Consider the following 19,384-nt stretch of genomic DNA (forward strand, 5'->3'; position numbering starts at 1 on the left):
TGCAGCTGGGGCGTAAGCCCGACAGCATTTGCGCTTTACTCACTATTTGAGATCGGCCTGCACCTGATGCAGCGGCTTCGCCCACGGGTTTTTCGCCTGTACGTCGGCTGGCAGCGTAGAGACAGCGCGTTTCGCTTCATCTTTCGAAGCATAGACGCCGCTCACCAGCACATACCACGGCTGGCCGTTACGCGAGGTCTGATAAACCACGAAGTTTTTCAGATTCTCTTTCTTCGCCCACGCGTTCAGGTTGTTGTAGTTCGACGAGCTGCTCAGCTGCAGCGTGTAGTGGCTGCCCGGCGCTGACTTCAGGGAACCTACGTTGCCGGTAGAGGCGTTGCCAGATGCCGCTGGCGCTGCTGCTGCCGGTGCGGCGGCGGCTGGCGCAGAGGTTGTCGTGGCAGGCTTCGCCGACTGGGTTGGCGCCGTTGCCGTTACCGCCGCAGACGGTTTCGCCGCAGGGGCTGCGCTGGCCGTCGCTTTAGGCTGGGCACTGGCCGCCGGCGCGGTGGTCGCGGTCTCGGTGCGCTTCGGCTGGGCTGCTGCTTTCGGTGCGCTCTGGGCAGGCTTCGGCTCGATCGTTGTCTGCTGACGCTCGGTGCGCGGTGCGGCACGGTGCTCGGTTGCAGTTGCCTGACGCTCAGAAGCGGCGGTCTGGCGCGACTCTGCTGCCTTGCTGTTGTGCACCGGGGCAACGGTAGCAGGCTCGGTTGGCAGGGTGGAGTTCACCGCCACGCTGTCTACCTGGTTTTGATTCTGCGGCTGCGCCAGAGCGTTGTTCAGGTCGCCCTGCACTTCTACGCGCTGCTGCCCTTCCGGCGCGGCAGTGGTCTGCCCCTCGGTTGGGGTAGAGGCGATTGGCGGCAGAGAGACATCCTGCGGATTACCCGCCGTCTGCTCAGCGGACGTTGTGCCCGGCGCAGGCTGCGTGCCGTTGGCCTGGTCGGCGGCGTTATCTGACAGGTTGACGCTCTTCTCCGTCGAGGCCTGCTCGCTGCCGGACTTATCGGCAGGCGATTTCAGCGCGGAGCCGATGCCCACGATCAGCAGCAGCAGAACCAGGATCCCCAGCCCCATCATCAGGTACTGGCGGGAGGCGGATTTGGCGGCAGGGGCTTTTTTACGCTTGCGGGGACGACGCTCTACGCGCTCCTCATCCACGGCGCTCTCTTCCAGCTCAGCCTCTTCGTCATAGCTTTCGTCAATCTCTTCACGTGCTTTACGCGTCCGTGAAGGGCGACGATCGTCAGCGTCCAGGTCGACATCATCAAAGTTGATCTGCGGATCGCTGTCGCGTTCAGAAGACGGGCGATTACGCCCTGGGCGACGATCGCTGGGATCGGTTTTCAGCTCGTCTTCTGGTTTGAATTCATCCATTTAACACCCCACTCAAAGGCTAATGCCAACCACTAGTGCGCATCGCCCGAAGTTAAACACCACGACTGGCGTGGCCAGACCTTTCTATTTTTACGCCTGCTGGCAATCAGCAATAGCGCCAAGAACAACATCGTGTGGCACTCCGCCACGCACTTCACTCTTCCCTATTGCCAGCGGCAGGACTAAACGCATCTCGCCCGCCAGCACCTTTTTGTCACGCAGCATGTGAGGAATATAGGCTTCTGCGGACATCTCCTGCGGACCGTTGACCGGCAGGCCAGCGCGCGTAAGTAAAGTGATGATTCGTTGCGTATCGTCACGGCTAAACTGCCCAAGGCGTTCAGCCGCGCGTGCTGCCATAACCATTCCTGCCGCCACCGCTTCACCGTGCAGCCAGTTACCGTAGCCCATCTCGGCTTCGATAGCGTGACCAAACGTATGGCCCAGGTTGAGTAAAGCACGTAAGCCCGTCTCGCGCTCGTCCGCGGCGACAACGTCGGCTTTCAGCTCACAACAACGGCGAATACAGTACGCCATGGCGGGACCGTCGAGGCGCAGAAGCGCATCAAGGTTCTCTTCCAGCCAGCCAAAAAATGCGGCGTCAAGGATGATGCCGTACTTGATCACTTCAGCCAGACCAGAGGAGAGTTCACGCGCCGGCAGCGTCGCCAGGCAGTCGAGATCGACGACTACCGAGACGGGCTGGTAGAACGCGCCGATCATATTTTTGCCGAGAGGGTGATTCACCGCCGTCTTGCCGCCAACGGAGGAATCGACCTGAGAAAGGAGCGTGGTGGGCACCTGAATAAAGCGCACCCCACGTTGATAGCTCGCTGCCGCGAAGCCGGTAAGATCGCCGACCACGCCGCCGCCAAGGGCGACCAGCGTTGTGTCACGCCCGTGAGGTTTCTGCAACAGGGCGGTGAAGACCGTATCCAGTACCGCCAGGCTTTTATACTGCTCGCCGTCCGGTAGCACGACGCTGTCAACCCGCACGCCCGCCTGTTCGAGAACATGGCGGATTTTTTCGAGATAGAGCGGAGCCAGCGTCTCGTTAGTGACCAGCATCACCTGGTCGCCAGACTTCAAAGGCAAGAAGGAAGCTGGATCGTTAAACAAACCAGCCGCGATGGTGATTGGGTAACTACGTTCCCCAAGAGTGACGGTAATCCTCTCCATGACGCGACATCCACCTCAATTGCTAAAACCTGCAGGCGTTATATTAAGCCAGAATCAGTTGCTTTCCAGCATATGAATAATCTGGTTTGCGACTACTTTTGCGCTCTGATCGTCGGTGCGGATGGTGACGTCGGCAATCTCTTCATAAAGAGGGTTCCGTTCGTCAGCCAGCGCTTCGAGAACTTCCCGCGGCGGCGTCTCCACCTGTAACAGTGGACGCTTTTTATCGCGTTGAGTACGAGCCAGCTGCTTTTCGATAGTGGTTTCCAGATACACCACTACGCCACGGGCGGAGAGACGATTACGGGTTTCGCGGGATTTCACAGAGCCGCCGCCTGTCGCCAGCACAATGCCCTGCTTCTCGGTCAGTTCGTTAATGACCTTTTCTTCGCGATCGCGGAAACCTTCTTCACCTTCTACATCGAAGACCCAGCCCACATCAGCTCCGGTTCGTTTCTCAATCTCTTGATCAGAATCGTAAAATTCCATATTGAGTTGTTGAGCTAACTGACGCCCAATAGTGCTTTTGCCGGCACCCATAGGCCCAACCAGAAAGATATTGCGTTTCTCTGCCATTTTTTCGGTACTACTATAAGACTATTCGTTAATGGTAAACCCACTTCGCAGACACCTGGCGGAGCAGGACATGAACTGAAACCTCATATGCGTAAGTTCGAGAATCAGACTGAAAATTATCTCAATACTCGCGCCGTTTTGGCAACTGAATAAATCACCAACCTTGCGAAGAGGTCAATTGAGGTAAGACGGGAGTAGCTGACGCTCAAAATCGGTACTCCTTGTAAGCTAATTCATCCCCCACGTCAAACACCTGAGTTCAGTTCACGGCAAAAATCATCATATTTAAGCTTTACCCTTTCCCCCTTCATGCAGCGGCATGAGGCGTGGCGTGATAAAAACCACCAGCTCGCGCCGCTCATTATCGTGACCGTCGTGGCGAAAGAGGTGGCCCAGCCAGGGCAGGCTGCCAAGCCCTGGCACGCTCTCACTACCGGATTTATTCTGTTGCTGAAAGATCCCCCCCAGCGCCAGCGTATCGCCGCTGCCCACCTCCACCTGAGTTTCAATCTCCTGCTTATCGATGGCCAGCACCTCACCGTCCGCCTGCTGGAGTACCTGGCCAGGCATATTCTGGCTGATGCGCAGCTTCAGGCGCACCCTGCCGCCCTGCAGCACCGTTGGCGTCACCTCCATGCCGAGCACCGCCTCCTTGAACTCGACTGAGGTCGCGCCGCTCTCGCCGCTGGAGACCTGATAGGGGATCTCGCTGCCCTGCTTAATGCTGGCGGGCTGCTGATGAGAGGCCAGCAGGCGCGGGCTGGCGATAATCTCCAGCTGCTGCGCCTGCTCAAGGGCTGACAGCTCAACGTCCAGCATCCGGCCATCGATGCGCCCGATGTTAAATCCGACCCGCGTCGTGGCCTCACTCACCGCAAGATCGCTGCTCAGTGCGGTAATATCGCCGATCTTCCCAGCCGCCTGTGCCTCGGCCAGCGTCCACTTCACCCCCAGCTCGCGCAGGCTCTTTTCATTAATAGTCACAATATGCGCCGCCAGCTCCACCTGGGCGACGGGCAGATCCATCTCTGCGATCCAGCGCTCGATGGCCTGCAGCGTAGCCGCGTTGTCGCGCAGCAGCAGGCGGTTCATGCGCTTATCGGCCAGCATCGTTCCCTGTGGGCTGAGCAGCTTGCCACCCGCTTTGGCCAGCGCTTCCGCCTCGGCATAGCGTAGCGTAACGCTCTTTCCCACCAGCGGCAGGGCGCGCTGCTGCTTCGCCTTGTCGGCCTCACGCTTCTCCTGCTGCTGCTGCCACCAGGCCTGAGTATGTACCTGGAGAACGTTGCCCTCTCTCTGTAAAACCAGCCCGGCGCTGGCGATCACCGTCTGCAGGGCCTGCGCCCACGGGACCTCCACCAGATGCAGAGAGAGCGTGCCGCTGACCTCTGGCGCAGCAATAAGATTGTACTTTCCCAGCTCCGCCAGGGTCTGCAATACCTGTACCACCGGCACATCATCGACGATCAGCGTCACCGGTACGGGACTTTTTGCCTCCGCCGTCAGCGCGCTGAGAAGCAGCCCTGCTGCCGCTATCCACTTTTTCATCCTTAGCTCCTTGTCGCTGCCACTGCCACAGCGCCGGTTCGCAGCCCGCGGCGGTGGCAACCTGTAACGTCCGATCCGTGACCGAGACGACGCGCCAGCCGGGCGGCAGGCTCTGCCCCACTGCCGCTCTGTGCCATCTCCCCTCTGGGTTACGCAGCACGCCCCGGCGCTGGCCGTTAACGGTGATAAAGCCCTGGTAACGCCACTGGGCCAGCGCCGCCGTCTGACAGCGGTCCGGCAGCGGCTGGAAAGGGTCGCGCATACCCAGCAGCAGCGGCAGCATCAGCATCAGCAGTAACGCTCTGCGCATGTCAGGGGCCATCGCCGCTCTCCAGCTCCAGGCGCAGATGCAGCACCTCCTCTTTTAACGCCAGCGAAAAAGCGGTGGCCTGCATACCCTGCTCGGCGAGGCGGGCAAAGGTCTCTGGCACATCCTGCCATCCGCTTTGCAGCACCATCTCGCCGCCATGCTCGTTCGGATGCCAGCTGAGCAGCCGGGCACTGCCGGTCTGGAAAGCCAGGGCGGAAAAAGCGCGTCCGGGTAGAGGCGCTGTTGCCGCCTGCTCTCCTGCCTGGCGCAGCGGCATAATGTTCGCCCATAGCTGGCTGCGGCTCTGCTGCTGCGCATGCAGCTCAGCCAGCCGCTGCGTCCGCTCGCCTGTGTATGGCCGCACCGCCAGAAGCCAGGCCAGCACAGCGCAGCACATCGTCACGCTTAGCCAGGCGGCTACCCGACTACGGGCAGAGAGCGCGAGCCAACGTTCAGGGCTAAGGCGCATGGGGCACATCCAAAACCAGAGCGTAATCAAATTGCCATCGCCCCTGCGCATCCCGCGAGGCTGAACCAGGTTTGCCCATTCTCAGACCTGGGAGGGCGTGGAGCGCCGTTTCGAGCTGGCTCAACGCTATAAAACTGACCGCATAGCCCGCCAGCGACAGCGCTCCCTGCTGGTAGCGCAGCTCGCTCAGCCACGCCTGCTCCGGCAGCGTGTCAGCAAGGCGGGTTAAAATCTGCTGCCACTCCCGCGTAGCCTGCAACCGCTGTTGACGCTGCTGCTGTGCCTGCCACTCGGCCTGCCGGGCAAGCAGGCGCGCCTGGCGCTGCGTCAGCCCTGCCTGCAACGTTACACCCGCCTGCTGCAACAGCCCCAGCCGCCGGCTCTCCTGAAACGCCCGCATACGGATTACCGCGGCCAGCAACACAATCAGCAGCAGGGTGACAGAGAAGATCGTCAGCCAGAGACGCAGGCATTGGCGCTGCCGCTGGGCGCGCCAGGGGAGAAAGTTGACCGCTTGCGCCATTACTCACCTCCCAGCGCCAGGCCAATGGCTATCGCCCAGGCCGTGCCGTTTTCCGGCAGCGGTGGATAGCGGCGTGCAATGGCGCTCCAGGGATCGAAGCTCCCCGGTTCGGCATCACAAAGCGTGGCCTCCTTCAGCGGCAGGCCTAACACCTGCGCCAGTTCATCAAGGTTATTGGCATCCTCACGCGCCCGCCGGCCCCAGCCGCTGCGCGTAGCCCAGAGCCACTGGGTAGCATCGCGCCAGGCCAGCCAGCGCAGCGGCGGCGCAAGCAGCGGGATAAAGCGCTGTAGCGCGTAGGCGTCGGGGGTGATGGCCGAGAGGTGCAGGCTCAGGCTATCCGCCAGCGTCAGCAGCGCGGCAACCTCGCTGCTCTGCGCCGCCGTCACGCTGTACGCACGCTGCACGCTGTCGTCGGTGTAGTCAAAACGCAGGTCGTCGGCAGGCATCCCCAGCTCGCGGGCGAGCGTGTTTGCTACCCACTGTAGTTGGGCGCTCTCGCCTAGCCGTACGGCGGGACGAGGCAGCCTTTTTTGCAGCGTGCGTCCGGCGGGAAAGGCGAGGCTAATCTGGTGCCTGCGCGGCAGGGTTTTACTCCACGCCTGTAGCACCGTATGGAGGTGTTCAGGCTGCTTGATCTGCCCGTCGACAAGGGCGCCCGCCGCCAGCGGCAGCTGCCACCAGTGGCGCAGCACAGAGTGGGATTTTTCCTGCGTTAGCGCGATGGCATAGATGCCATCCTGCTGAATATGAAGGCCTATTCGCCAGCGACTGATTGCCATAAATCACGATCTCCTTATCGTCCGTCAGGGTGACGGCTATATCAATGCATCAGGCTTGCCTTTATACTACCGCGCGATTGTTTATAAACTGCCCAAAGAAAACTAAATGGGAAATCTCCGGTGAAGTTCGTAAAGTATCTATTTATCCTTGCAGTCTGTTGCATTCTGCTGGGAGCAGGCTCGGTTTATGGCCTCTACAAATTTATTGAGCCACAGCTGCCTGACGTCGCCACGCTGAAAGACGTGCGGCTGCAAATTCCGATGCAGGTCTATACCGCCGACGGCGAGCTGATTGCGCAGTATGGCGAAAAGCGCCGTATTCCGCTGACCCTGGATCAGATCCCGCCCGTTATGGTCAAAGCCTTCATTGCAACGGAAGACAGCCGTTTCTATGAGCATCACGGCGTCGATCCGGTGGGGATTTTCCGTGCCGCCAGCGTCGCGCTCTTCTCCGGCCACGCGTCTCAGGGGGCGAGTACCATTACGCAGCAGCTGGCGCGTAACTTCTTCCTGAGTCCGGAAAAGACGCTGATACGTAAGCTGAAAGAGGTTTTCCTCGCCATTCGCATCGAGCAGATGATGACGAAGGATGAGATCCTTGAGCTTTATCTAAACAAGATCTACCTCGGCTATCGCGCCTATGGTGTCGGCGCGGCGGCGCAGGTCTATTTTGGCAAGTCGGTCGATCAGCTTACCCTCAGCGAAATCGCGGTAATTGCCGGACTGCCGAAAGCACCCTCCACATTCAACCCACTCTACTCCCTCGAGCGGGCCACCTCGCGGCGTAACGTGGTGCTGGCGCGTATGATGAGCGAGGGCTACATCAGTCAGTCGCAGTATGACAGCGCCCGCGGTGAAGCCATTGATGCCAACTACCACGCCCCGGAGATCGCCTTCTCCTCCCCTTACCTCTCGGAGATGGTGCGCCAGGATATGGTGTCGCGTTACGGCGAGAAGGCGTATGAGGATGGCTACCGGGTCTACACCACTATCACGCGGAAGACACAGGAAGCGGCCCAGCAGGCGGTACGCGACAACGTGATGGATTACGACATGCGTCACGGCTATCGCGGACCGGCAAACGTGCTGTGGAAGCTGGGCGAAAGCCCGTGGGACAGCAAAAAAATCACCGACTCTCTGCGGGCGCTGCCGACCTACGGACCGCTGCTTCCCGCCGTAGTGATGCAGGCCAATGCCCAGGAAGCGACGGCGATGCTGGCCGACGGCACGTCGGTGTCACTGCGCATGGACGGGGTGCGCTGGGCGCGTCCTTTCCGCTCGGATACCGCTCAGGGCGCGACGCCGCGCCGGGTAACCGATGCGGTGCAGGCCGGGCAGCAGATCTGGGTTCGCCAGGTGAATGACGCCTGGTGGCTGGCGCAGGTGCCGGACGTGAACTCAGCCCTGGTCTCCATTAACCCGCAGAACGGGGCAGTCATCGCCCTGGTCGGCGGCTTCGACTTCAACCAGAGCAAGTTTAACCGTGCCACCCAAGCGCTGCGCCAGGTCGGCTCGAACATCAAGCCGTTCCTCTACACTGCGGCAATGGACAAGGGGCTGACCCTGGCGAGCATTCTTAATGACGTACCCATTTCGCGCTGGGATGCGGGCGCAGGCTCCGACTGGCGACCGAAAAACTCGCCGCCGGAGTATGCCGGCCCTATTCGTCTGCGCCAGGGGCTAGGCCAGTCGAAAAACGTAGTGATGGTGCGAGCCATGCGGGCGATGGGCGTCGACTACGCCGCGGAGTACCTGCAGCGCTTCGGCTTCCCGGCGCAGAACATTGTACACACCGAATCGCTGGCGCTCGGGTCCGCCTCCTTTACGCCTTTGCAGGTCGCGCGTGGCTATGCGGTGATGGCGAACGGCGGCTTCCTGGTCGACCCGTGGTTTATCAGCAAGATCGAAAACGATCAGGGTAAGATGCTGTTTGAAGCGCAGCCGAAGGTAGCCTGCGCAGAGTGTGATATTCCGGTGATCTATGGCGAAACGCAGAAGTCCAACGTGCTGGAGAACAGCAACGTTGAGGACGTGGCCGTATCACAGGAGCAGCAGAATCTCACCGTGCCGATGCCGCAGCTAGAGCAGGCCAACCGGGCGCTGGTTGCTCAGACCGGTGCGCCACAGTATGCGCCGCATGTGATCAATACCCCGCTCTCCTTCCTGATCAAGAGCGCGCTGAACACCAATATCTTTGGCGAACCGGGCTGGCAGGGTACCGGCTGGCGTGCCGGACGCGATCTCAAGCGTAACGATATCGGCGGCAAAACCGGCACCACCAACAGCTCGAAGGATGCCTGGTTCTCCGGCTACGGCCCGGGCGTTGTGACCTCGGTATGGATTGGTTTTGACGATCACCGCCGCGATCTTGGCCGCACGACCGCCTCTGGCGCGATTAAGGATCAGATCTCAGGTTATGAAGGCGGGGCGAAGAGCGCTCAGCCCGCCTGGGATGCCTTTATGAAGAGCGTGCTGGACGGCGTGCCGGAAGCGCCGCTTACGCCGCCGCCGGGTATTATTACGGTGAATATCGACCGCAGCACCGGGCAGTTGGCCAACGGTGGCAACAGCCGTCAGGAGTTCTTCATTGAAGGCACGCAGCCAACGCAGCAGGCAGTGCATGAGGTGGGGACAACGCTTATCGATAACGGCGAGACGCACGAGCTGTTTTGAGTGGTTAACACGCCGGGTGGCGGCTTCGCCTGACCCGGCCTACATTTTGTCGCGGTAGGCCCGGCAAGCGTTAGCGCCGCCGGGCGTGATTGAATTTAAAGTCGTCCCTGCCCTTTCAGCCACTCGCGGACTAAAAACAGCGCGCTGACGTTGCGGGCCTCGTTAAAATCGGGGTCTTCAAGCAGATCCATCAGATGTGCCAGCGGCCAGCGCACCTGCGGCAGCGGCTCTGGCTCATCCCCTTCCAGCGACTCCGGATAGAGATCTTCTGCAACCACGATGTTCATCTTGCTGGAGAAGTAGGAGGGCGCCATGCTGAGCTTTTTCAGGAAGGTCAGCTGGTTAGCACCAAAGCCGATCTCCTCTTTTAGCTCGCGGTTCGCCGCTTCATAGACATTCTCGCCAGCGTCAATCAGCCCTTTCGGGAACCCCAGCTCGTAGGATTCAATGCCGACGGCATACTCACGGATCAGCATCACGTGCTCATCGACAATGGCCACAATCATAACGGCTTCACGGGTCGAGGGGCGCATACGCTCATACACGCGGCGAACGCCGTTGCTAAATTCCAGATCCACGCTTTCGACGTTAAACAGGCGCGATTTAGCCACCGTTTCTACGTTAAGGATGGTGGGTTTTTGCAATGATTTGCTCATTCTGATGGGTCTTTACAGTGAAAACTTTCGCCATTGTGCGGCAAACCGCACGGTTTCGGCAACGGCAATTGCCTTTTATTTACATATGTGCAACGTAGAATGAGTCATTAATCATTTAACCTAAAAAGTCAAGAGGTTGAAATGAAACTAGGAATTTGCTGATATGGTCAACGATACGGCTTTGTTACTATCGGGCGCTGCTACAATTCGCTTCGCCAACAAGGTGCACTGACTACACCTCTGTAAGAAAAGTAAGATGGGAAAAGCATGAGCACCATTTTGATTTTTATCGCTGCTATGCTGGCCTGCGCACTCCTTGCAGGGTGGTTTTTCAGACGACGCTCGCACCGTCGCTTCCGTCTGCCGTACCTGCCAGATTTCGCCGGCGCGGCGAACCGTAAGCTTACGCCAGAAGAGCGTAGCGCGGTAGAAGCCTATATCGAGACGCTGTCCCGTACCCAGCAGGCGCCTGGCCTGACGGGCGCAACCGCTGCCCCTGTCGCTCTCTCCCTGAATGCGCAAAGCAATACGGTGCTCTCCGTTACCCACTCGATCACCCGCTACGGCATTAACAGCGACGACCTAAACAAGTGGCGCTACTTCCTCGACTCGGTTGAAGTTCATCTGCCGCCGTTCTGGGAGCAGTATATTACCGACGAGAACGTGGTTGAGCTTATCCGCACCGATACGCTGCCGCTGGTGATCTCCCTTAACGGCCATACGCTAAGCGACTCTATCCATGAAGCGCGCGGCTATGCGCTGGAGCTGCCCTCCTCTACCCAGACCTCTATCCGTGGGGAAGAGAGCGAACAGATTGAGCTGCTGAATATTCGTCAGGAGACGCGGGAGGAGTATGCCCTGAGTCGCCCGGACGGCCTGCGGGAAGCGCTCTTGATTGTGACCTCATTCCTGCTGTTCTATTTCTGCCTTGCGACGCCGGACGTCTTTGTACCGTGGATGGCCGGGGGTGCGGTTATGCTGCTCGCCGCCGGGCTGTGGGGGATCTTCGCCCCACCGGCTAAAAACACCCTGCGGGAGATCCACTGCCTGCGCGGCACGCCCCGGCGCTGGGGGCTGTTTGGTGAAAACAATCAGGAGCAGATCAACAATATCTCGTTAGGGATTATCGATCTGATCTACCCCCGCCACTGGCAGCCCTACATCACCCAGGATCTGGGCCAGCAAACCGACATCGATATCTACCTTGACCGCCACGTCGTGCGCCAGGGACGGTTTTTATCCCTGCATGACGAAGCGATCAACTTCCCGTTACAGCACTGGCTGCGCAGCGCCATTATCTCCCTCGGCGCGCTGGTGGTGTTGATTCTGCTGCTGATCTGGGTGCCGCTGGATATGCCGGTTAAATTCACTCTGTCATGGATGAAGGGCGCGCAGACGGTTGAGGCTACCAGCGTGAGCCAGCTTGAGCAGGCCGGGCTGCGGATAGGTGATACCCTGAGCATCCAGGGCACCGGGATGTGCAATATTCATATGCAGGAGAATTGGCGCGGACGGCAAAACTCGCCTTTCTCACCGTTCGACTGCTCGCAGATTATCTGGAACGATGCGCCGCCGCTGCCGCTGCCGGAATCCGATACCGTTAATAAAGCGAACGCGCTGATCCAGGCGGTCAACCGCCAGCTGCACCCCTCCAGCGAAGAGGATTCCCACGTCAGCGCCGCGCTGCGCTCGGCGATTCAGAAGTCGGGCATGGTACTGTTAGATGATTTCGCCGAGATTGTGCTGAAAACTCAGGATCTCTGCTCTGCCGACGACGAATGCGTGCGGCTGAAAAATGCGCTGGTGAACCTCGGCAACACCAAAGACTGGGAGACGCTGACCAAGCGCGCCAGCGCCGGCAGGCTCAGCGGTGTCAACGTACTGCTGCGTCCGGTCAGCGCCGAATCCCTCGATAATCTGGTCACCACCTCCACCGCCCCCTTCCTGCTGCGCGAGACCTCACGTGCCGCCCAGGCGTTGAACAGCCCGGCGCCGGGCGGGTTTGTGATCGCCAGCGATGAGGGCAGCGAGCTGGTGGATCAGCCCTGGCCGCCGATTGCCCTGTATGACTATCCGCCCCAGGAGCAGTGGAACGAGTTTCAACGGCTGGCACAAATGTTAATGCAGACCCCGTTTAGCGCCGAGGGTATCGTCACTAACATCTATACCGATGCCAACGGAACGAAGCATGTTAGCCTGCACCGGATGCCATCCAGCGCCGGACTGTGGCGCTATATTGGTACTGCGCTGCTGCTGCTGGCGATGATCGTCTCTACTCTCTATAACGCCGTCCAGGCCGTGCGTCGCTATCAGCGCCACCGCTCACGCCTTGCCGATATTCAGGAGTACTACGACAGCTGCCTGAATCCGCAGCTGCTTCAGGCCTCCGACAGCCTCATCTGATCGCCTCATCTGATAAATACGACGCGCGTCGGGGTATGCTACCCTGTCGCGCTTATCCTCTCGCAGGAGTATCTCATGCATATTGATATCAACTGGCAGGACGTGGAGACCGTGCTGCTGGACATGGACGGCACGCTGCTGGACCTCGCGTTCGATAACTACTTCTGGCAGACGCTGGTACCGGAGACCTTTGGTTCCGCGCGTGGCTTAACGCCGCCCGAGGCGCAGGCGCACATGCAGGCGGAGTACCATGCCGTGCAGCATACGCTAAACTGGTACTGTCTGGATTACTGGAGCGAACGTCTCGGCCTCGATATCTGTGCCATGACCACCGCTGAGGGAGCACGTGCCGTTCTGCGTGAGGATACGGTGCCTTTTCTGGACGCGCTGAAAGCCTGTGGCAAGCGTCGCATTCTGCTCACCAATGCGCACCCGCATAACCTGGCGGTGAAGCTTGAGCATACCGGGCTTGGCGCACACCTTGATTTATTGCTTTCTACCCACACATTTGGTTATCCGAAAGAGGATCAACGATTGTGGCAAGCCGTCGTTGAGGCTACCGGCCTGAACCCGGAGAAGACGCTGTTTATTGATGACAGCGAGCCGATTCTGGATGCGGCGGCGACATTCGGTATTCGTTACTGTCTCGGCGTCACCAATCCTGACTCCGGGCTGGTGGAGAAGCGCTATCAGCGCCACCCTGGACTCAACGACTATCGCCGCCTGATCCCCTCCCTCAAATGAAGGAGACGCGATGAAAGAAAAGCCCGCGCAAGAAGTCCGCTTAGACAAATGGCTCTGGGCGGCGCGCTTTTACAAAACCCGCGCCCTGGCCCGCGAGATGATCGAGGGTGGCAAGGTGCACTACAACGGGCAACGCAGCAAGCCGGGTAAAATCGTCGAGCTGAATGCCACCCTGACCCTGCGTCAGGGAAACGATGAACGCACGGTAGTGGTAAAAGCCATTACCGATCAGCGCCGCCCAGCAAGCGAGGCGGTAGCGCTGTATGAAGAGACGGCTGAGAGTATTGAAAAACGCGAGAAGATGGCGCTGGCCCGCAAGATGAACGCGTTAACGATGCCGCACCCGGAGCGTCGCCCGGATAAAAAAGAGCGCCGCGACCTGATGAAATTTAAATACGGTGATGACGAGTAGTCTTCGCCCTCCAGAGAGATAATTATGGCCCAACACGACCAATTACACCGCTATCTGTTTGAAAACTACGCTGTTCGTGGCGAACTGGTAACGGTATCCGAAAGCCTGCGGCAGATCCTTGAAAACCACAGCTATCCGCAGCCGGTGAAAAACATCCTCGCGGAGCTGCTGGTGGCCACCAGCCTGCTGACCGCTACGCTGAAGTTTGCCGGTGACATTACCGTCCAGCTGCAGGGCGACGGCCCGATGAGCCTCGCGGTCATCAACGGCAACAACAAGCAGCAGCTGCGCGGCGTGGCCCGTGTTCAGGGCGAGATCGCAGACGATGCCGATCTGAAAACCCTGGTCGGCAACGGCTATCTGGTGATCACCATCTCCCCGGAAGAGGGCGAGCGCTATCAGGGCGTTGTTGGCCTGGAAGGTGATACGCTGGCAGCGTGTCTGGAGGACTACTTCATGCGCTCGGAGCAGCTGCCGACGCGCCTCTACATCCGCACCGGCGAGGTCGACGGCCTGCCAGCCGCAGGCGGTATGCTGTTACAGGTGCTGCCAGCCCAGGATACCGATGCTAATGACTTCGAACACCTGGCGACGCTGACCGACACCATCAAAACGGAAGAGCTGCTTACCCTGCCGGCGAACGAAGTGCTGTGGCGTCTCTATCACGAAGAAGAGGTGACGCTCTACGATCCGCAAGACGTTGAGTTTAAGTGCACCTGTTCTCGTGAACGCTGCGCCGGGGCGCTGAAGACGCTGCCGGATGAGGAGATCGACAGCATTCTGGAGGAGGATGGCGAAATCGATATGCATTGCGACTACTGTGGCAACCACTATCTGTTTAACGCCATGGATATTGCGGAGATCCGCAACAACGCCTCTCCTGCCGATCCGCAGGTACACTGATCCTTTTAGCGCGCCGTTGCCAGACGGCGCGCCGTTTGCTTACCGGAAAGCGATTACACTCACAATCTCACCGATAAATTGACCTGCTTTTTGCCTTTATAGAGCATTTTCGCTATGCATCTGATGAATCCTGCCATAATTTGTCTCGCTTACGGGTACCTCTAACAGCGTTTTCACCAGCGAAGGCTTGTCTGGATGCATAAATCTATGAGCCTCGTCGCGGTTAACCCCCTCAGAATAACCCTACAATCGCAGGCAATACATATTGGCTAAGGAGCAGTGACATGCGCGTTAAACGTTTAACCCCGCAGGATCTCAAGGCTTATGGTATCAATGATGTTCAGGATATCGTCTATAACCCCGACTACGATACGCTGTATCAGGAAGAACTCAGTCCAGACCTGGAAGGATTTGAGCGGGGCAGAGTGACGAATTCTGGTGCTGTCGCCGTCGATACCGGCGTGTTTACCGGGCGTTCGCCGAAAGATAAGTACATTGTCCGCGATGACACTACCCGCGACACCGTGTGGTGGGCAGATAAAGGCAAAGGCAAGAACGACAACAAACCGCTCTCTCCCGAGGTATGGCAGCAGCTGAAAGGGCTGGTGACCCAGCAGCTCTCCGGCAAGCGACTGTTTATTATCGACGCCTTCTGTGGGGCGAATGCCGATACCCGCCTCGCGGTGCGCTTTATTACCGAAGTGGCCTGGCAGGCGCACTTTGTGAAGAATATGTTTATCCGCCCGACGGATGAGGAGCTGGCTGACTTTACGCCGGACTTTATCGTCATGAATGGTGCAAAATGCACAAACTCACAGTGGAAGGAGCAGGGTCTTCACTCTGAGAATTTCGTTGCCTTTAACCTGACCGAGCGCATTCAGCTTATCGGCGGCACCTGGTACGGCGGCGAGATGAAGAAAGGGATGTTCTCGATTATGAACTACCTGTTGCCGCTCAAGGGCGTCGCCTCTATGCACTGCTCGGCGAACGTCGGTGAAGCGGGCGACGTGGCGGTGTTCTTTGGCCTCTCCGGCACCGGCAAAACCACGCTCTCCACCGATCCCAAGCGCCGCCTGATTGGCGACGACGAGCACGGCTGGGATGACGACGGCGTGTTTAACTTCGAAGGCGGCTGCTACGCCAAGACCATCAAACTCTCCCGTGAGGCGGAGCCGGATATCTATAATGCTATTCGCCGCGACGCGCTGCTGGAGAACGTTACCGTACTCGACGACGGGACCATCGATTTTGACGACGGCAGCAAGACCGAAAACACCCGCGTCTCCTATCCCCTCTACCACATCGATAATATCGTCAAGCCGGTATCAAAAGCGGGCCACGCCACCAGGGTTATCTTCCTGACCGCCGACGCCTTTGGCGTATTGCCGCCGGTCTCGCGCCTGAACGCTAATCAGACGCAGTACCACTTCCTCTCTGGCTTTACCGCCAAGCTGGCCGGTACCGAACGCGGCGTGACGGAGCCCACCCCAACCTTCTCCGCCTGCTTTGGCGCGGCGTTCCTCTCTCTACACCCGACGCAGTATGCCGAAGTGCTGGTCAAACGGATGCAGGCGGCGGGCGCGCAGGCCTATCTGGTCAATACCGGCTGGAACGGCACGGGGAAACGGATCTCTATCAAAGATACGCGCGCCATTATTGACGCCATCCTGGATGGCTCTATTGATAAGGCTGACACCTTTACGCTGCCGATCTTTGATCTGGCAATCCCCACCAGCCTGCCGGGCGTCGATCCACAGATCCTCGATCCGCGTAACACCTACGCCTCTCCTGAGCAGTGGCAGGAGAAAGCCACCGCGCTGGCGAAGCTGTTTATTGAGAACTTTGAGAAGTATACCGATACGCCTGCGGGTGCGGCGTTGGTGAGCGCAGGACCGAAATTATAAGCATGTAAAACGCCGGGTGGCGCTGCGCTTACCCGGCCTACGTCCTACACATTATTCTGACCACGGGTCACGGGAACAGGGAACCAGGCGCGAATCGAAAGACCGCCGCGCTCGCTGGTGCTCAGCTCCAGCATGCCGTTATGGTTGTCGACGATACGCTGTACGATTGCCAGCCCTAATCCGGTGCCGCTGGTGCTGCGGGCGCTGTCGCCGCGCACAAAGGGCTGGAACAGGTGCTTGCGCTGTTCCGGCTTAATGCCCGGACCGTCGTCTTCTACCTGGAACCAGGCGCGGTTCGCCTCGCTGCCGCTGCTAACCCGGATCCAGCCGTTGCCGTAACGGGCGGCGTTTACCACCATGTTGGCGATGGCGCGCTTAATTGACAGCGGATGCATGCGCAGGTAGATCTCTTCCGGATGCAGCGCGGTATCAATTTCACGCTCGTAGCCGCTCTCTGCCGCAACCACTTCCCCCAGCACCGCATTCAGCTCGGCTATCTCCATCGGCATCTCCTGGCCGGTACGCAGATAGTCGATAAACTGCTCGATAATGGCGTTACACTCTTCGATATCTTTGTTGATCGACTCCGACAGGTAGCCATCCTGCTCGCCCATCATCTCCGTCGCCAGCCGGATGCGGGTCAGCGGCGTACGCAGATCGTGGCTGACACCGGCCATCAACAGGGTACGATCGTCGGCAAGCTGCTTAACCCCTGCCGCCATCTGGTTGAAGGCCCGGGTCACCGAGCGCACCTCCGACGCGCCATACTCGCGCAGCGGGGGCGGGATCTGCCCTTTCCCCACCTTCAGCGCCGCATGCTCAAGATCCACCAGCGGTCGGTTCTGAATACGTATAAAGAGCCACGCTCCGCCTATCGCCAGCAGCATAATCGCCAGGGTGTAGCGGAACAGCGGTGAGAAGTCGCCCTGGTGGATCTCGGTTAGCGGCACACGCACCCAGATGTTGGGCGACAGCCACGTCTTCAGCCATACCACCGGCGAGCTTTTGTTTACCTCAACGCGCACTTCCGTCGGGCCGCCCAGCTGCTGGGCCATCTGCTGGCTTAAAAAGCCATAGTGCTGCGCCCAGCGCAGACCGGCATCTTCCGCCGCCTCGTTCGAGTAGAGGGAGATACCCAGCTCACGATAGATCTCCCGGCGGAAAGCCGGGGGCACTACCAGCTGCGTGCCATCCTCCAGCTGCAGCTTGTCGGTCATCAGCATACGCACTTCGTACGCCAGCACCTTATTAAACTGCTGCAGGCTGGGCAGAATGGCAAAGTTCAGCACCACCAGATAGGTTGTCACCAGGCTGACAAACAGCAGGGTGACAATCAGCAGCAGCGTGCGGGCAAAGGAACTTCGCGGCGAGAAGCGCAGTCGCCTCATGCTTTAGAGCCGTCCGGCACAAAGACGTAGCCCAGACCCCAGACGGTCTGAATATAGCGCGGGTGCGCCGGATCCTCTTCCACCATGCGGCGCAGGCGGGAGATTTGTACGTCAATGGAACGTTCCATTGCCGAATATTCGCGGCCACGCGCCAGGTTCATCAACTTATCGCGGGAGAGCGGCTCACGCGGGTGACTAACCAGCGCCTTCAGCACCGCAAACTCGCCGCTGGTGAGCGGCATCGGCTCATCTTCGCGGAACATTTCACGGGTGCCGAGGTTGAGCTTGAACTTACCAAACTGAATCACGGCTTCATCCTGCGACGGCGCGCCGGGCAGCTCATTGGCCTGGCGGCGCAGCACTGCACGGATGCGGGCCAGCAGCTCGCGAGGGTTAAACGGCTTCGGAATATAGTCGTCCGCGCCGATCTCCAGCCCCACGATACGGTCAACCTCTTCCCCTTTCGCCGTGACCATAATGATCGGCATCGGGTTGCTCTGGCTACGCAGGCGGCGGCAGATGGACAAACCGTCCTCGCCGGGAAGCATCAGGTCGAGTACCATCAGGTGGAAGGATTCACGGGTAAGCAGGCGATCCATCTGTTCTGCGTTGGCCACGCTGCGAACCTGGAAGCCTTGCTCGGTGAGATAACGTTCCAGCAGTGCGCGCAGGCGCATATCGTCATCGACGACCAGAATCTTATAATTCTCTTGCATTGTTTGTACTCCCAAAGGTTCGGACAATATAAGTGCGTATTCTAAAAAAGTGTGCGCCGACCACCAGCGAAATCTGGTATACATTCTAGTCGAAATTGTTACAAAGCATATTTAACAGCAGCTTAAAGGCATAAACCGGATGAAAACGCCACTTATCACCCGAGAAGGTTACGACAAGCTTAAACAGGAGCTGGACTATCTCTGGCGTCAGGAGCGCCCGGAGGTCACGAAAAAGGTGACCTGGGCGGCAAGTCTCGGCGACCGCAGCGAGAATGCTGACTATCAGTATAATAAAAAACGCCTGCGGGAAATTGACCGCCGCGTCAGATACCTGACGAAATGCCTGGAAAACCTGAAAATTGTTGATTACTCCCCGCAGCAGGAGGGCAAAGTGTTCTTCGGTGCCTGGGTGGAGATCGAAAACGACGACGGCGACACTAAACGCTTTCGCATCGTGGGCTACGACGAGATTTTTGGCCGCAAGGACTATATCTCCATCGATTCCCCAATGGCCCGTGCGCTGCTGAAGAAAGAGGTCGGTGACCTGGCGATCGTCCAGACGCCGGGCGGTGAGGCGAGCTGGTACGTCAACGAAATTGAGTACGTTAAATAGTCCTGGAGCATCCTCCCCGGCTGGCATTTTTGCCAGCCAGTCCGTATAACTATCCCCCTGATTTTCGATCCACCACTCGATCCACTAGATGAAATAGCCATGATGAATGATTCGCTCTGCCGCATTATTGCGGGTGAACTTCAGGCCAGTGCCGAACAGGTAGAAGCTGCCGTTCGCCTGCTTGATGAAGGGAACACCGTGCCGTTTA

Annotated in this window: 19 protein-coding genes; 8 read left to right on the forward strand and 11 right to left on the reverse strand. The window is 59.0% G+C overall.

The window, feature by feature from the left end:
* Positions 1-42: 42 nt before the first annotated feature.
* The 8 genes from damX to pilM all read right to left on the reverse strand — a co-directional run bounded on the left by damX (position 43) and on the right by pilM (position 6,764).
* A complete protein-coding gene (gene damX, locus RTP97_RS14515) occupies positions 43-1,377 on the reverse strand; it encodes a cell division protein DamX (protein WP_312414853.1) in 1,335 nt (444 codons plus the stop codon).
* A 90-nt stretch (positions 1,378-1,467) separates the two neighbouring features.
* The gene (aroB, locus tag RTP97_RS14520; RefSeq protein WP_312414856.1) at positions 1,468-2,556 is read right to left on the reverse strand and encodes a 3-dehydroquinate synthase; all 1,089 of its coding nucleotides are present in this window, start codon (positions 2,554-2,556) and stop codon (positions 1,468-1,470) included.
* 54 nt (positions 2,557-2,610) lie between these two features.
* Entirely contained in the window at positions 2,611-3,132 is a 522-nt protein-coding gene (aroK, locus tag RTP97_RS14525; protein WP_003861630.1) for a shikimate kinase AroK, read from the reverse strand.
* Between the two features lie 285 nt (positions 3,133-3,417).
* The gene (hofQ, locus tag RTP97_RS14530) at positions 3,418-4,680 is read right to left on the reverse strand and encodes a DNA uptake porin HofQ (protein ID WP_312414859.1); all 1,263 of its coding nucleotides are present in this window, start codon (positions 4,678-4,680) and stop codon (positions 3,418-3,420) included.
* Entirely contained in the window at positions 4,589-4,990 is a 402-nt protein-coding gene (locus tag RTP97_RS14535) for a HofP DNA utilization family protein (RefSeq protein ID WP_312414861.1), read from the reverse strand. Before RTP97_RS14535 ends, hofQ begins: the two co-directional genes overlap by 92 nt.
* A gap of 1 nt (position 4,991) precedes the next feature.
* Positions 4,992-5,459 (reverse strand): hypothetical protein, encoded by a 468-nt coding sequence (locus tag RTP97_RS14540; protein ID WP_312414864.1) that lies wholly within the window; start codon positions 5,457-5,459, stop codon positions 4,992-4,994.
* A complete protein-coding gene (locus RTP97_RS14545; RefSeq protein WP_312414867.1) occupies positions 5,449-5,982 on the reverse strand; it encodes a PilN domain-containing protein in 534 nt (177 codons plus the stop codon). The genes RTP97_RS14540 and RTP97_RS14545 overlap by 11 nt, the downstream gene beginning before the upstream one ends.
* On the reverse strand, positions 5,982-6,764 hold the full coding sequence (pilM, locus tag RTP97_RS14550; RefSeq protein ID WP_312414870.1) for a pilus assembly protein PilM: 783 nt from the start codon (positions 6,762-6,764) through the stop codon (positions 5,982-5,984). Before pilM ends, RTP97_RS14545 begins: the two co-directional genes overlap by 1 nt.
* A gap of 120 nt (positions 6,765-6,884) precedes the next feature.
* Here pilM and mrcA point away from each other — a divergent pair, with 120 nt between their 5' ends.
* Positions 6,885-9,437, forward strand: coding sequence for a peptidoglycan glycosyltransferase/peptidoglycan DD-transpeptidase MrcA (mrcA, locus tag RTP97_RS14555; RefSeq protein ID WP_312414873.1), 2,553 nt, complete (start codon positions 6,885-6,887; stop codon positions 9,435-9,437).
* A 95-nt stretch (positions 9,438-9,532) separates the two neighbouring features.
* On the opposite strand, the gene nudE is transcribed toward mrcA, so the two are convergent.
* Positions 9,533-10,093: an ADP compounds hydrolase NudE gene (gene nudE / locus RTP97_RS14560; protein ID WP_103820318.1), complete on the reverse strand. Its 561-nt coding sequence runs from the start codon at positions 10,091-10,093 to the stop codon at positions 9,533-9,535.
* Positions 10,094-10,360: 267 nt separating this feature from the next.
* On the opposite strand from nudE, the gene RTP97_RS14565 reads away from it, so the two are divergent.
* The 5 genes from RTP97_RS14565 to pckA all read left to right on the forward strand — a co-directional run bounded on the left by RTP97_RS14565 (position 10,361) and on the right by pckA (position 16,459).
* Positions 10,361-12,496, forward strand: coding sequence for an intracellular growth attenuator family protein (locus tag RTP97_RS14565; protein WP_312414876.1), 2,136 nt, complete (start codon positions 10,361-10,363; stop codon positions 12,494-12,496).
* 75 nt (positions 12,497-12,571) lie between these two features.
* Positions 12,572-13,240: a GMP/IMP nucleotidase gene (gene yrfG / locus RTP97_RS14570; protein ID WP_312414879.1), complete on the forward strand. Its 669-nt coding sequence runs from the start codon at positions 12,572-12,574 to the stop codon at positions 13,238-13,240.
* A 10-nt stretch (positions 13,241-13,250) separates the two neighbouring features.
* Positions 13,251-13,652 (forward strand): ribosome-associated heat shock protein Hsp15, encoded by a 402-nt coding sequence (gene hslR / locus RTP97_RS14575; RefSeq protein ID WP_312211884.1) that lies wholly within the window; start codon positions 13,251-13,253, stop codon positions 13,650-13,652.
* A gap of 24 nt (positions 13,653-13,676) precedes the next feature.
* The gene (gene hslO / locus RTP97_RS14580) at positions 13,677-14,555 is read left to right on the forward strand and encodes an Hsp33 family molecular chaperone HslO (RefSeq protein WP_312414883.1); all 879 of its coding nucleotides are present in this window, start codon (positions 13,677-13,679) and stop codon (positions 14,553-14,555) included.
* A 284-nt stretch (positions 14,556-14,839) separates the two neighbouring features.
* A complete protein-coding gene (gene pckA, locus RTP97_RS14585; RefSeq protein ID WP_312414885.1) occupies positions 14,840-16,459 on the forward strand; it encodes a phosphoenolpyruvate carboxykinase (ATP) in 1,620 nt (539 codons plus the stop codon).
* A gap of 44 nt (positions 16,460-16,503) precedes the next feature.
* Here the strand turns inward: pckA and envZ are convergent, their stop codons facing one another.
* Positions 16,504-17,847 carry a two-component system sensor histidine kinase EnvZ gene (gene envZ / locus RTP97_RS14590; RefSeq protein ID WP_312414888.1) on the reverse strand — a complete coding sequence of 448 codons (1,344 nt, stop codon included), beginning with the start codon at positions 17,845-17,847 and terminating at the stop codon, positions 16,504-16,506.
* A complete protein-coding gene (gene ompR, locus RTP97_RS14595; protein WP_042393138.1) occupies positions 17,844-18,563 on the reverse strand; it encodes a two-component system response regulator OmpR in 720 nt (239 codons plus the stop codon). The genes envZ and ompR overlap by 4 nt, the downstream gene beginning before the upstream one ends.
* Before the next feature lie 139 nt (positions 18,564-18,702).
* Here ompR and greB point away from each other — a divergent pair, with 139 nt between their 5' ends.
* Together greB and RTP97_RS21445 are read left to right on the forward strand one after the other, a co-directional pair.
* Positions 18,703-19,176 (forward strand): transcription elongation factor GreB, encoded by a 474-nt coding sequence (gene greB, locus RTP97_RS14600; protein WP_103820325.1) that lies wholly within the window; start codon positions 18,703-18,705, stop codon positions 19,174-19,176.
* A gap of 99 nt (positions 19,177-19,275) precedes the next feature.
* The coding region (locus tag RTP97_RS21445; RefSeq protein WP_409455949.1) for a Tex-like N-terminal domain-containing protein at positions 19,276-19,384 on the forward strand (109 nt) is incomplete at its 3' end.

The sequence above is a fragment of the Pseudescherichia sp. genome, from assembly GCF_031998825.1.
Taxonomy (GTDB): domain Bacteria; phylum Pseudomonadota; class Gammaproteobacteria; order Enterobacterales; family Enterobacteriaceae; genus Pseudescherichia.